A 12409-nucleotide genomic window follows, 5' to 3' on the forward strand; every position below is an offset into this window, starting at 1 on the left:
TGTGCCACGCGGGCTCAAGCCAGCAGGCAGCGCAGGCTAACCCGCACTTCCGCCATCACCCGATTACGTTCGGCCACCGTCTGCGCTTCATTCAGCGCGCGGCGCACGCGCTGCTTGCTCACCTCAGAGAGCAGCGGCGAGTCATACAATTCGGCCAGCAGGCCCAGTTCCTGACGAATATTCATGTTTTCCATCCTCAACAAGCTGCATCAATTGCAGTTAATGGATAGAGAACGTACGCAAGCGAATGTTCCACAGAATTTTCTGATCGACACTTCTGTTTTGCTGATAGGCGCCTGCGCCGTCCCGAAGACTGGCGTACTCCGCCCAGGAGTGACGCAGATCGGCAGCAGCGTGTCCGCTGCCGGCGCTTGCCGAGCATCCCCAAGTCGCCACTCCACCGGGAAAAACAACCGCTCAGTGACGTTTAATGCGCTTTCGTCAGGCGAGCGCGAAAGACCCTTTCACTGGCATGTGGGCTGCTCAGTGATCCGGGCACCTCATCGAAACGCCCTGCCCTCCAGATCATGAAAAACACCCCGACCGCCCTCCGAACGCTCATCTCCAGTCTGAAGATGCCGGTCTGCCTGCTGACCCTGCTGTGCCTGAATGGTTGTGCGGCATTAGCAGTCAGCCTGGCTGGGGCTGGAGCAGGCGCTGGCCTGTCGCACCAGATGACCGGCACCGCCACGCGCACCTTCAGCGAGCCGCTCAGCAAGGTCGATAACGCCATGCAACTGGCCACGCGCAAGATGATGCTGGAGGTAGATGAGGTCAACAGCACCCTGAACGGCCAACAGACCCGTGCCCGGGTCGGAGAACTGAAGATCACGATCGGCCTGGAGACACTCTCCGGCAATTTGACCCGGGTGGACGTAGAAGCGCGCAAGGATTTCTTCCGCCTCGATTACGCCACTGCTCAGGAAATCGTGGTTCAGGTCGAGCGCATCTTGGAGAACATGAACATCGCAGCGGCTGAAGCAGAGGCCGAAGCCAGCCGACGCGGCGCTCTCAACGAGGCCAAGTACAAAGCCCCGGCGCCCCAGACAAACACCCCGGGCCGCAAGACCAGCAGCACAGCAAAGCGCCGCGACTCCATCTGAGCTCTTTTCTCTCCATGCCCGAAGTGGATGGCAGGTAAAGCAGGCTCATCCGCTACTTCACCAGACAGGAAGAGTAGTTCCGGCTCAGCAAAGCAAAACGCCCTGCAAAACCGGTTTCATGGTTTTGCAGGGCGTTGCTTTCTTGGCGGAGTGGACGGGACTCGAACCCGCGACCCCCGGCGTGACAGGCCGGTATTCTAACCAACTGAACTACCACTCCATGAGCGCAGTTTGAACTGCACTCCTTGCTCTTGCGAATGCTGCAAACTGCGGCACCCTCGAATCTGTGGCGTCCCCACGGGGATTCGAACCCCGGTTATCGCCGTGAAAGGGCGGTGTCCTAGGCCTCTAGACGATGGGGACTTGGCCTGTGCGCAATCACTTGCGCGCTGTCGGTAAATGGTGGAGGTAAACGGGATCGAACCGATGACCTCTTGCATGCCATGCAAGCGCTCTCCCAGCTGAGCTATACCCCCGTACCGACAGGGTTCCGACCCTTCCCGAAGGAAGGGTCGAAAGTTGGCGGAGTGGACGGGACTCGAACCCGCGACCCCCGGCGTGACAGGCCGGTATTCTAACCAACTGAACTACCACTCCATGACCACAGCAGAAGCTGCGGCCTTTGAACTGCTGAACGTTGCGCGGCTATTGCAACATCCTCGAATCTGGCGTCCCCACGGGGATTCGAACCCCGGTTATCGCCGTGAAAGGGCGGTGTCCTAGGCCTCTAGACGATGGGGACCTGGTACTGCTTTTTCTTCGTTGGAGTGGTGGAGGTAAACGGGATCGAACCGATGACCTCTTGCATGCCATGCAAGCGCTCTCCCAGCTGAGCTATACCCCCGTCCAGCGAAGAAGCGAGATTCTAGACAGCGATCGGCACCTCGTCAAGACCATTTCGCGAAGTTATTTGCATGAAAGCGCATCGCCATTCAGTCACCCAGCGCAATGGGTTCCCACTACAGAAGCTTGCCCGGATTCATCAGCCCACGCGGGTCGAAAGCGGTCTTGATGGCGCGCATCATGTCCATCTCGACCGGGCTCTTGTAGCGCAGGATTTCGTCGCGCTTGAGCTGTCCCAAACCATGTTCGGCAGAGATCGATCCGCCCAGTGTCGCCACGATGTCATGCACGATGCGATTGACCTCGGTCGTCCGGGCTACGAACGCCACATTGGCTTCGCCCCCCTGAGGCATCGAGGGGTTGTAGTGCAGATTGCCATCCCCTGCGTGCCCGAAAGCCACGATGCGCACGCCCGGGAAGGCAGCTTCCAGCGCCGCATCTGTCTGTTGCAGAAAGGCCGGAATCGCGCTGACCGGCACCGACACATCGTGCTTGATGCTGATGCCGTCCTTCTTCTGCGCTTCAGAAATGTTTTCGCGCAAGGCCCACAAGGCCTGAGCCTGGCTTTCCTTGCCTGCCAACACGGCATCAATCACCCAGCCAGCTTCAAAAGCCTCACTCAGCGCAGTTTCAAGCAAAGCTTCAAGCTCGGCAGCCGGATCACTATCAACCAGCTCGACAAGTGCATACCAGGGTGCAGGTTCAGCCAGCGGACGCACGCTGCCGGGCATTTTCTGGAGCACCAACTCATGTGCTGCCGAGCAAACGATTTCAAAAGCCGTGAGGCGCTCTCCTGCGCGCTGACGCAAACTTGCCAGCAAGTGGATAGCCGCCCCGGCATCCGGCAGCGCCAGCCAGGCCACGGCACGGCGGCTCTGGGAAGGAAAGAGTTTGAGCACGGCCGCGGTAATAATGCCCAGCGTGCCTTCGGAGCCGATGAAAAGATGTTTGAGATCGTAGCCGGTATTGTCCTTGCGTAAGCCACGCAAACCGTTCCAGATCCGCCCGTCAGGCAGTACAACCTCAAGCCCCAGCGTCAGCTCGCGGGTGTTGCCATAGCGCAGCACCTGCACTCCGCCAGCGTTGCTGGCGAGATTGCCGGCGATCTGACAAGAACCCTCGGAGGCCAGAGACAAGGGGAACAAGCGGCCCTGCTCCGCCGCTGCGGCCTGCACAGCAGCCAGCGTACAACCGGCTTCCACCGTCAAGGTGTTATTCACAACGTCCACAGCGCGCACCCGGTTCAGGCGTGCCAACGAGATGAGGACTTCATCGCCCCCTGCATGTGGCACGCCGCCACCAACCAGGCCGGTGTTGCCCCCTTGAGGCACCATGGGCACGCCAGCCGCCGCACAGGCCCGTACGACGGCAGACACCTCTTCGGTACAGCCCGGACGCACGACGCATAATGCACGCCCCTTGTAGCGCCCACGCCAGTCTTCTTCATAGGGGGCACAGTCCGGCTCCGTCGTCAGCACATTCGCCTCGCCGACGATGGACCGCAACGCCGCCAGAAATGCCTGCGCCACGACGCTTACTCGTCTGCCCACACCGGCTCGGCGTAGAGGTCGTGTACGTCGCAATCCGTGACGCGCACCTGATAGAACTTGCCGACCTCCATGTCCTGCCCTTCCGGCACAATCACCAGACCGTCAATTTCCGGCGCATCGCCTTCAGAGCGGCAGATGGCGCCCTCTTCCTCGTCGATCTGATCGACCAGCACCACGATTTCGCGGCCGATCTTGGCTTCGAGGCGCTGGGTGGAGATATCTTCCTGGAACTCCATCAGGCGGCGCTTGCGCTCTTCGCGCACTTCGTCCGGCACGGCGCCGGGCAACTGATTGGCCGTCGCTCCCTCTACCGGCGAATAGGCAAAAGCACCCACACGATCAAGCTTGGCTTCATCGAGGAACTCGAGCAGTTCTTCGAACTCTTGCTCGGTCTCTCCCGGGAAGCCGGTAATGAAGGTGGAGCGAATGGTGATATCCGGACAGATTTCGCGCCAGCGGCGAATGCGCTCGAGATTGTTCTCAGCATTCGCCGGGCGCTTCATGGCCTTGAGAATGCGCGGATTGGCGTGCTGGAAAGGCACATCCAGATACGGCAGGATTTTGCCCTCGGCCATCAACGGAATGATGTCATCCACGCTTGGGTAGGGATAGACATAGTGCAAACGTACCCACACATCGAGCTCGGAGAGCTCCTTACACAGGTCGTAGAGTTTGGTTTTCACCGGGCGGCCATCCACGAAACCGGTGCGGTATTTCACATCCACGCCATACGCGCTGGTGTCCTGCGAGATCACCAGCAACTCATTCACGCCGGCATTCACCAGCGTTTCAGCTTCACGCAATACATCGTGGATCGGGCGCGAAACAAGATCCCCGCGCAGCGAGGGGATAATGCAGAAGCTGCAGCGATGGTTGCAGCCTTCTGAAATCTTCAGATAGGCATAGTGGTCCGGCGTAAGGCGCACACCCTGCGGTGGAACCAGATCGGTGAAGGGGTCATGTGGCTTGGGCAGGTACTGATGCACCGCCGTCATCACTTCTTCCGTGGCGTGCGGACCGGTCACAGCCAGCACCTTAGGATGCGTCTGTTCAACAATACCGCGCCCCGCCGAATCTTTCTTGGCGCCGAGGCAGCCTGTCACGATCACCTTGCCGTTTTCGGCCAGCGCCTCGCCAATCGCGTCGAGCGACTCTTCAACCGCTGCGTCGATGAAACCACAGGTATTCACGACCACCAGATCGGCACCCTGATATTGCGAAGCGACGTCGTAACCCTCAGCGCGCAGACGAGTCAGGATACTTTCGGCGTCACTCGCCGCTTTCGGGCAGCCCAGCGACACAAAACCAACTCGGGGCGTGGAATTTTTGCTCATGTATTCAACCTTAAAAAACACAAGGCGCAGCCACCCGGCCACGCCTCTCTCTGATGCTGCATTTTAGCCCGGATCAGGTCGAATCCCGACTGTTTGAGGCCAAGAACCCCACGCACAGTAAGGAAAACCCGTTCGCCTCAGGGGGCATCCCCAACGTACGCTTCATGGCAGAAAAACACCGAAAAGGCCATACAGCAAGGCAATAAAAATGAACAGGGCATTATTTCGACCATCGGGCAGCCCCCGGACTTTGGACGCGACGCTGACTAAGTTGGCTGTGTCAGCTGCTTTTCCGGGCGACACCCCCCAACAAAAAAAGGAGTCACATCATGCTCAAAACACGCAATATCGTTTTCGCAGTCCTGACCAGTCTGTGCATTTCGAGCAGCTTCGCCGCAGCCCCCAAGCCTGCTCCCGGCTTTGTCAGCCTGAAACAGACCCAGCAGATACAGGCGGGCCAAAGCAAGGACGAAGTCATCCAGATGTTCGGCAAACCGGTTGCTACTCCGAAATGGAGCAACGGCACTTCGTCACTGGTCTACAAGACCGAGGACACCGCCGCATTCAAGGCTCTGCTATACGTTGATTTCGACACAAAGACTGGCTCGGTGATCAGCTCGGTCATCCGCCCGGACGACAACAGCGGCATGGGGAGCGACTCGTCTGAATGAGTCAGCCCTGCTCAGAGGGGCCCCCTCGGGAGCCCCTGCCAGTCACAGTCGATCTTAGAGGCTATTCACGATCTGTAGAGAGAGGGCGTCAGCGGAGTAAAGAGCAGCACAGGAACCGCAGTTTATGTTGATAAATGAGGATTCCAAGCAGCGCATGGGCCCTCTCAGTTATCAATGAGCGACCTCGCAGTCAAATCGTGAATAGCTTCTCAGTGGTGATGCCCGTGCTCACCATGCACATGCTGGTGAGCAATTTCCTCGGCAGTAGCAGCGCGCACATCAATCACCTTGAGCACAAAACTCAAGGCCTGACCGGCAAGCGGATGGTTGCCATCCAGCAGCACCACCGGCCCCTTGATCTTGGTGACAAAGAAATAGCGCAGCTCACCATCCGGACCCGGTCGCTGAATCTGCCCCCCCACCTTTACTCCAGGAGGAAACTCGGCCTTGGGCATGCTCTGCACCAAAGCCTCATCCCGTTCGCCAAAACAGTCCTCAACACTCAGTGACAAGCTGACCTGGTAACCCGGCTCCTGCCCTTCAAGGGCTTCCTCCAGCTTGGCAAAGATATTGTCGTAACCACCATGCAGATAGGAAACCGGGCGCTTGCCATCGTCGACAGGCATTCCTTTGTCTGTACTGACCTTCATGCTTACGGTTACAGCACTGTCTTTGGTGATTTTCATGGACTTTCTCTTGCAAAGTGAGGCGGGACGCCATTGTCCCCGAACAAGGTTCTGGAGGAAACCCGGTCGCTCAAACCGGATTGTCGATATCCACGAAGATAGCGTCCAGTTCATGCTCGCGCTGCAGCCACGTCGCCAATGCCTGCACCCCATATCGCTCGGTGGCATGATGCCCTGCCGCTAGGTAGGCCACACCGGTTTCACGCGCTAGGTGCACGGTTTGCTCGGAAATTTCGCCAGACAGGAAAAGATCAGCCCCAGCAGTAATCGCGTGCTCGAAGTAACTCTGAGCGCCACCGGTGCACCACGCCACACGCCGGACAACACGTTGCGGCTCGGCGATCAGCAGCGGCTCACGGGCGAGACGGGCAGCCACTGAGCGCGCCACCTCACCGGCAGGCATCGCATGCGGCAAGCTGCCCAATAACACAAGCGACTGCTCCGCACATGGCGACTCGACCTGCCAGCCCAGCACCTGTGCAAGCTGCACATTGTTCCCCAGCACCGGATGCGCATCTAGCGGCAAGTGATAACCGAACAAGTTGATATCGTGGGCTAGCAAAAGCCCCAGGCGCTGACGACGAATCCCGGTCACACGCGGGTCCTCGGACTTCCAGAACCAACCGTGATGCACGATGATTGCATCAGCTTGCAATGCAATGGCACGCTCGATCAACGCCCGACTGGCCGTCACTCCGCAGACCACGCGCGCAATCCCGGCGCGTCCTTCCACCTGCAAACCGTTTGGGCAATAATCGTTGAAGCGGCCGCACTCAAGCAGCGTATCCAGAATCCTCTGGAGTTCCTGGCGGTCCATGACAACTCTCCCTGCACTTGATCACGGCAGACAGCGCGTCTGCGAACGGTGAATTATGCAACGTCTCTGGCTGATTTTTGCCCAGACCGCGACCATCGCGCTGGGCGTACTCTTCGTGATCACAACCCTGAAACCCGAATGGGTGAGTCGCCCCACGCTCTTCGAAGCGCCTCCGGCAGCGCTCGAATCCTCTGCTCAGACACCCCCCGGCCCGGTCCGCGCCGCGGACAGCTACGCCAACGCGGCCCAGGCGGCCTTACCTGCTGTGGTGCACATCTTCACCAGCAAGGAAATCGAAGCACCCCGCCACCCGCTCTTCAACGACCCCTTCTTCCGCCATTTCTTCGGCGCCCCCGAGCGCACCCCGCAACGCAGCTCGGGATTAGGCTCCGGCGTGATGGTGAGCGGCGAAGGCTACATCCTCACCAACAATCATGTGATCGAAGCCGCGGACACCATCGAGGTCGCCCTCAACGACGGGCAGAAATACCGAGCCAGAATTGTCGGCCGTGACCCTGAGACAGATCTGGCCGTACTACGCATCGACAGCAAGACAGCACTGCACGCAATCAGCTTTGCAGCGGCAGACAGCGTGCGCGTAGGAGATGTAGTGCTGGCCATCGGCAATCCGTTCGGCGTCGGACAAACAGTCACCATGGGGATTGTCAGTGCTCTGGGGCGCTCGGATCTTGGTATCAACACCTTCGAGAACTTCATCCAGACCGATGCGGCGATCAATCCCGGCAATTCAGGAGGCGCTCTGGTCGATACCAGAGGTCAGCTGGTCGGTATTAACACTGCGATCTACTCGCGCTCCGGCGGCTCACTGGGCATCGGCTTCGCCATTCCGGCCGGCACGGCGCGCAGCATCATGGAGCAGATCATCAAGAACGGGCAGGTCACTCGGGGCTGGATCGGCATTCAGGTACAGGAAATCACGCCCGAACTCGCCCAGGCCCTTCAACTGCCGCAGAAAGGTGCGCTGATTGCCGGCATCGCCCGCAACAGCCCGGCCGCCAAGGGTGGGCTGCAAGCAGGCGATGTGCTCATCGCGCTGGATGGCAAGGCCATCAACAACGCTCACGGCGTGCTTGAAACCGTCGCTAGCCTGCCACCGGGCCAACTCGCCAAGGCCGCCATCATCCGCAAGGGCAAGACCATGGAGGCCGTGCTGCAGATAGCCCAACGGCCTTTGCCCACACAATCGGCACAGGACTAAAGCCAGCCAACGCAGCTCGAATGCCTGGCGGCAGACTCAGCTGCGCGAGCGCTCCAGCATGCGCGCCACCAGAATGCCAACCTCATACAGCAGGCACATCGGCACAGCCAGCATGAATTGCGACGCCACGTCTGGAGGCGTAACAACGGCGGCGACCACGAATGCCCCCACGATCACGAAACGCCGCGCCTCGGCCAGCTTGGCGGTTGTTACGATCCCCAGCGCTACCAACAACACGACCGCCACAGGCACCTCGAAAGTCGCACCGAACGCGAGGAACATACCCATCACGAAGCTCAGGTATTTGTCGATATCAGTCATCCAGGCTACGCCCTCAGGCGTGAAGCTGGCCATGACCTTGAACATGCCCGGAAAAAAGATGAAATAGGCGAAAGCCATGCCGCTCACGAAGAGCAGACAGCTCGCAACCAGCAGCGGCAAGGCCAGACGCTTCTCGTGAGCATACAAGCCAGGGGCGATGAAGGACCAGGCCTGAAAGAGGATGAAAGGCATGGCAATCAGCAAGGATAGCCAGGCCACCACCTTGATCGGCACCAGAAAGACGCCCACGACGTCTGTCGCAATCATCTGCCCGCCTTGCGGCAGTACGGCCAGCAAAGGCGCTGCCATCAACGCATAGAGATCCTTGGCCCACCACACTAGGCACAGGAAAACCACCAGCACGGCCAGCAAGGAATAGATCAGGCGATTGCGCAGCTCGACCAGATGGGAAATGAAGCTTTCTTGCGAATCCACGCCCATCACCCCTTGTGCACTTTCACTGGCTCCACGGGCATCCCGAAGAGATCGAGCTGACTATCGTCGCGCTCGGGTGGCGGAGTGGGCTCGGAAGACGCGAAGAGATCGGACTCAGCTGCCACGGTCTCTGCCGGCACTTGCTCAAGCACCACGGCCACGGCTTGAGTTTCGGCGGGCGGGAGCGGCTCCTGCACCACCGGTTCGGCCAGCGCCTTGACTTCCTGCTCCACAGCGGCAGCTCCTGCCGAAAGCTCAGCCTGAAAAGCCTGCGCCTGCTCGTTGATGGAAGCTTGCAGACTCCGCGCAGACTCCTGCACATCGGCCACTAGCGTCTTCATCTCAGAAGCTTCCATTTCGCGACTGATGTCGGACTTCACATCTGCCACATAGCGGCGCATCTTGCCCAGCAGATGACCCACCGTACGCGCCACACGCGGCAGCTCTTCGGGACCAAAGACAACCAGAGCTACGATGCCGATGAGAAGAAGCTCGGAAAAACCAATATCGAACATGCCGGGCCTGTCAGATCAATCCTGCAGCACAAAAACAAAGGGGCGCTCACGCGCGCCCCCACTCGGGAATGACTTCCCGCTTAGTCCTTCTTCTCGCGCGCTTCACCTTCCACAGTATTGGAGGCAGCAGCGATCTTCTCCGCCGGCTTGTCGTCAGCGCCTTCCTTCATGCCCTGCTTGAAGCCCTTCACCGCGCCGCCGAGATCCTCGCCGATATTGCGCAGTTTCTTGGTGCCGAAAACCAGCAGAACGATGACCAAAACAATCAGCCAATGCCAGATGCTCAACGAACCCATGTGCAGCTCTCCTCAGTATTTCAGCATGGCGGGCATTGGCTGCCCACCAAGAATGTGCAGGTGCAGATGATACACCTCCTGCCCACCATGCCGTCCGGTGTTGATGATGGTACGAAAGCCCTCGCCCGCACCCAGTTCTTTTGCAATGCGCGGCGCCAGCTCCAGCATGCGGCCCAGCACCGGTGCATCTTCCGGCATGGCATCCGCCAGCGTCGCAATATGCTTCTTCGGGATGATCAGGACGTGCACCGGCGCCTGCGGATGGATGTCCTTGAACGCAAGGATTTCATCATCCTCATACACCTTACCGGAGGGAATCTCGCCACGGGCAATACGGCAGAAAATGCAGTCGCTCATGATTTGCGGGAATTCTTTTCTTCGATGCCTGAAATGCCTTCGCGCCGGCGAAACTCGCCGAGCACGTCATCCGCCGACAAACCGAACTGCGACAACAGGATCAGCGAGTGGAACCACAGGTCGGTGACTTCATACACGATGTGGCGCAGATCCCCGTCCTTGGCTGCCATGATGGTTTCGGCAGCCTCTTCGGCCACCTTTTTGCAGATCGCGTCAGTTCCTTTGGCGTACAGGCTGGAAACATAGGACGACTCGGGCGGCGCGGATTTCCGCGCTTCAAGCGTCGCCGACAAGCGCTGCAGAACTTCCGGATCAATCATGGCTGAGGCCTTTTACAGAATTATTTCTTGGGGTAAATCTCGGCCGGATCTTTCAGAACCGGCTCGACGTCTTCCCAACCGCCACCATCCAGATGACGCTGGAAAAAGCAGCTGCGGCGGCCGGTGTGGCAGGCGATGCCTCCCACCTGCTCAATCTTCAGCAGAACAACATCACCATCACAATCCATACGGATTTCGCGTACGCGTTGAGTATGGCCGGACTCCTCGCCCTTGTGCCACAGCTTGCGCCGCGAGCGCGACCAATACACGGCCTCGCGCTTTTCAGCTGTCAGCGCCAGTGCTTCCCGATTCATCCAGGCAAACATCAGTACTTCGCCCGTATCCGCATCCTGAGCAATAGCCGGCACCAGCCCCTGCTCGTCCCACACCACATCATTGAGCCAGCGGCTGTCTTCGCTCACAGTCTCACCTCCACGCCACGTTCGCGCATGTATTCCTTGGCCTGCCGAACGGTGTACTCCCCGTAGTGAAAGATGCTCGCGGCCAGCACGGCATCCGCCCGACCTTCGATCACCCCATCCGTGAGGTGCTGCAGATTGCCCACGCCACCACTCGCAATCACCGGGATATTTACTGCGTCAGAGATTGCGCGGGTCAGCGCCAGATCAAAACCGATCTTGGTGCCGTCACGATCCATACTGGTCAAAAGGATTTCACCGGCGCCAAGCTTTTCGACGCGCTGGGCCCATTCAATGGCATCCAGCTCGGTGAGCTTGCGTCCGCCGTGAGTGAATACCCCCCACTTGCCCGGCGCAGTCTGCTTGGCATCTATCGCCACCACGATGCACTGATTACCAACCTTGCCGGAGGCTTCGGCCACCAGATCGGGGTTGTATACCGCGGCGCTGTTCATGCTGACCTTGTCCGCACCGGCATTGAGCAGGCGTCGAACATCTTCAACGCTACGCACGCCTCCGCCTACCGTTAGCGGAATGAAGACCTGATTGGCGACCTGCTCGACGATGTGCAGCATGATGTTGCGCTCGTCGGAACTGGCCGTGATGTCCAGAAAGGTCAGCTCGTCGGCGCCCTGCTCGTCATAGCGGCGGGCGATCTCGACCGGATCGCCAGCATCGCGCAGCTCAAGAAAATTGACACCCTTGACGACCCGTCCGGCAGTGACATCAAGACAGGGGATGATGCGTTTGGCGAGCATTGATCAGTCGGCCCCGCCATTGAGTTCATCGGCACGTGCCTGAGCCGCTTCGAAATCCAGCGTTCCCTCGTAGATGGCCCGGCCAGTAATGGCACCCATGATGCCTTCAGACTCGACAGCACACAGCGCATCAATATCCTTCAGATCAGTGATGCCTCCGCTGGCGATCACCGGAATGCGCAGGGCCTGGGCCAGTTTCACGGTCGCCTCGATATTCACGCCGGAGAGCATGCCATCGCGGCCGATATCGGTATAGATCACGGACTCGACACCGTAGTCCTCGAATTTTTTGGCCAGATCAATCACGTCGTGCCCGGTCAGTTTGGACCAGCCATCGACAGCCACCTTGCCATCCTTGGCATCCAGACCAACGATGATATGGCCCGGAAAGGCGCTGCAGGCATCGTGCAGGAAGCCAGGGTTCTTGACCGCAGCAGTGCCAATGATCACATAGCTGATACCGTCGTCCAGATAACGCTCGATGGTATCCAGGTCGCGGATGCCACCACCGAGCTGAACCGGGATGTCGTCACCGACCTCCTCGCAGATCGCCTTGATCACCGCCTCGTTCTTGGGCTTGCCGGCAAAGGCACCATTGAGGTCGACCAGATGCAGGCGACGCGCGCCTTTATCGAGCCACATCCGGGCCATGGCGCGCGGGTCTTCGGAGAAGACCGTGGCACCTTCCATCTCGCCCTGGCGCAGGCGAACGCAGTGGCCGTCTTTGAGGTCAATCGCGGGAATGAGCAGCATGATTTTTCAGGG

The 12409-nt window shown here is 59.3% G+C and carries 17 protein-coding genes and 6 tRNA genes; 4 read left to right on the forward strand and 19 right to left on the reverse strand.

Going from position 1 to position 12409, the window contains the following annotated elements; all coding sequences use genetic code 11:
* Positions 1–14 precede the first annotated feature (14 nt).
* Positions 15–185, reverse strand: a complete 171-nt coding sequence (locus tag C0V76_RS19860; protein ID WP_158239145.1) for a hypothetical protein — start codon at positions 183–185, stop codon at positions 15–17.
* On the opposite strand from C0V76_RS19860, the gene C0V76_RS19515 reads away from it, so the two are divergent.
* Complete coding sequence (locus C0V76_RS19515; protein ID WP_143707352.1) at positions 184–531, forward strand: hypothetical protein; 348 nt, start codon at positions 184–186, stop codon at positions 529–531. The genes C0V76_RS19860 and C0V76_RS19515 overlap by 2 nt on opposite strands.
* Complete coding sequence (locus C0V76_RS04590) at positions 528–1103, forward strand: DUF3568 family protein (protein ID WP_101941208.1); 576 nt, start codon at positions 528–530, stop codon at positions 1101–1103. Before C0V76_RS19515 ends, C0V76_RS04590 begins: the two co-directional genes overlap by 4 nt.
* Before the next feature lie 143 nt (positions 1104–1246).
* Here the strand turns inward: C0V76_RS04590 and C0V76_RS04595 are convergent.
* The 8 genes from C0V76_RS04595 to rimO form a co-directional block, all read right to left on the reverse strand.
* Positions 1247–1323, reverse strand: a tRNA-Asp gene (locus C0V76_RS04595).
* A 67-nt stretch (positions 1324–1390) separates the two neighbouring features.
* Positions 1391–1466 (reverse strand) — tRNA-Glu (locus tag C0V76_RS04600).
* Between the two features lie 37 nt (positions 1467–1503).
* A tRNA-Ala gene (locus C0V76_RS04605) sits at positions 1504–1579 on the reverse strand.
* 44 nt (positions 1580–1623) lie between these two features.
* A tRNA-Asp gene (locus C0V76_RS04610) sits at positions 1624–1700 on the reverse strand.
* A gap of 69 nt (positions 1701–1769) precedes the next feature.
* A tRNA-Glu gene (locus tag C0V76_RS04615) sits at positions 1770–1845 on the reverse strand.
* A gap of 26 nt (positions 1846–1871) precedes the next feature.
* Positions 1872–1947 (reverse strand) — tRNA-Ala (locus tag C0V76_RS04620).
* 115 nt (positions 1948–2062) lie between these two features.
* The gene (locus C0V76_RS04625) at positions 2063–3475 is read right to left on the reverse strand and encodes an FAD-binding oxidoreductase (protein WP_254048189.1); all 1413 of its coding nucleotides are present in this window, start codon (positions 3473–3475) and stop codon (positions 2063–2065) included.
* Between the two features lie 5 nt (positions 3476–3480).
* Positions 3481–4830 (reverse strand): 30S ribosomal protein S12 methylthiotransferase RimO, encoded by a 1350-nt coding sequence (rimO, locus tag C0V76_RS04630; RefSeq protein ID WP_101941664.1) that lies wholly within the window; start codon positions 4828–4830, stop codon positions 3481–3483.
* Between the two features lie 329 nt (positions 4831–5159).
* On the opposite strand from rimO, the gene C0V76_RS04635 reads away from it, so the two are divergent.
* Positions 5160–5501 (forward strand): hypothetical protein, encoded by a 342-nt coding sequence (locus C0V76_RS04635; RefSeq protein WP_101941209.1) that lies wholly within the window; start codon positions 5160–5162, stop codon positions 5499–5501.
* Positions 5502–5710: 209 nt separating this feature from the next.
* On the opposite strand, the gene C0V76_RS04640 is transcribed toward C0V76_RS04635, so the two are convergent.
* Positions 5711–6187, reverse strand: a complete 477-nt coding sequence (locus C0V76_RS04640) for a peptidylprolyl isomerase (protein WP_101941210.1) — start codon at positions 6185–6187, stop codon at positions 5711–5713.
* Between the two features lie 70 nt (positions 6188–6257).
* Positions 6258–7004, reverse strand: coding sequence for a Nif3-like dinuclear metal center hexameric protein (locus C0V76_RS04645; protein ID WP_101941211.1), 747 nt, complete (start codon positions 7002–7004; stop codon positions 6258–6260).
* A gap of 55 nt (positions 7005–7059) precedes the next feature.
* Here C0V76_RS04645 and C0V76_RS04650 point away from each other — a divergent pair, with 55 nt between their 5' ends.
* Positions 7060–8223, forward strand: coding sequence for a Do family serine endopeptidase (locus C0V76_RS04650; protein ID WP_101941212.1), 1164 nt, complete (start codon positions 7060–7062; stop codon positions 8221–8223).
* A gap of 36 nt (positions 8224–8259) precedes the next feature.
* Here the strand turns inward: C0V76_RS04650 and tatC are convergent, their stop codons facing one another.
* The 8 genes from tatC to hisA all read right to left on the reverse strand — a co-directional run bounded on the left by tatC (position 8260) and on the right by hisA (position 12397).
* The gene (gene tatC / locus C0V76_RS04655; protein ID WP_101941213.1) at positions 8260–8985 is read right to left on the reverse strand and encodes a twin-arginine translocase subunit TatC; all 726 of its coding nucleotides are present in this window, start codon (positions 8983–8985) and stop codon (positions 8260–8262) included.
* Complete coding sequence (tatB, locus tag C0V76_RS04660) at positions 8985–9494, reverse strand: Sec-independent protein translocase protein TatB (protein WP_101941214.1); 510 nt, start codon at positions 9492–9494, stop codon at positions 8985–8987. The genes tatC and tatB overlap by 1 nt, the downstream gene beginning before the upstream one ends.
* 80 nt (positions 9495–9574) lie before the next feature.
* The gene (tatA, locus tag C0V76_RS04665; RefSeq protein WP_101941215.1) at positions 9575–9790 is read right to left on the reverse strand and encodes a Sec-independent protein translocase subunit TatA; all 216 of its coding nucleotides are present in this window, start codon (positions 9788–9790) and stop codon (positions 9575–9577) included.
* 12 nt (positions 9791–9802) lie between these two features.
* Complete coding sequence (locus C0V76_RS04670; RefSeq protein ID WP_101941216.1) at positions 9803–10147, reverse strand: histidine triad nucleotide-binding protein; 345 nt, start codon at positions 10145–10147, stop codon at positions 9803–9805.
* Positions 10144–10467 (reverse strand): phosphoribosyl-ATP diphosphatase, encoded by a 324-nt coding sequence (locus C0V76_RS04675; RefSeq protein WP_101941217.1) that lies wholly within the window; start codon positions 10465–10467, stop codon positions 10144–10146. The genes C0V76_RS04670 and C0V76_RS04675 overlap by 4 nt, the downstream gene beginning before the upstream one ends.
* A 20-nt stretch (positions 10468–10487) precedes the next feature.
* Positions 10488–10889, reverse strand: coding sequence for a phosphoribosyl-AMP cyclohydrolase (hisI, locus tag C0V76_RS04680; protein ID WP_101941218.1), 402 nt, complete (start codon positions 10887–10889; stop codon positions 10488–10490).
* Positions 10886–11644, reverse strand: a complete 759-nt coding sequence (gene hisF, locus C0V76_RS04685) for an imidazole glycerol phosphate synthase subunit HisF (protein ID WP_101941219.1) — start codon at positions 11642–11644, stop codon at positions 10886–10888. Before hisF ends, hisI begins: the two co-directional genes overlap by 4 nt.
* A gap of 3 nt (positions 11645–11647) precedes the next feature.
* The gene (hisA, locus tag C0V76_RS04690; protein ID WP_101941220.1) at positions 11648–12397 is read right to left on the reverse strand and encodes a 1-(5-phosphoribosyl)-5-[(5-phosphoribosylamino)methylideneamino]imidazole-4-carboxamide isomerase; all 750 of its coding nucleotides are present in this window, start codon (positions 12395–12397) and stop codon (positions 11648–11650) included.
* Between the last annotated feature and the right edge of the window lie 12 nt (positions 12398–12409).

Source organism: Uliginosibacterium sp. TH139 (assembly GCF_002855595.1).
Lineage (GTDB): Bacteria > Pseudomonadota > Gammaproteobacteria > Burkholderiales > Rhodocyclaceae > Uliginosibacterium > Uliginosibacterium aquaticum.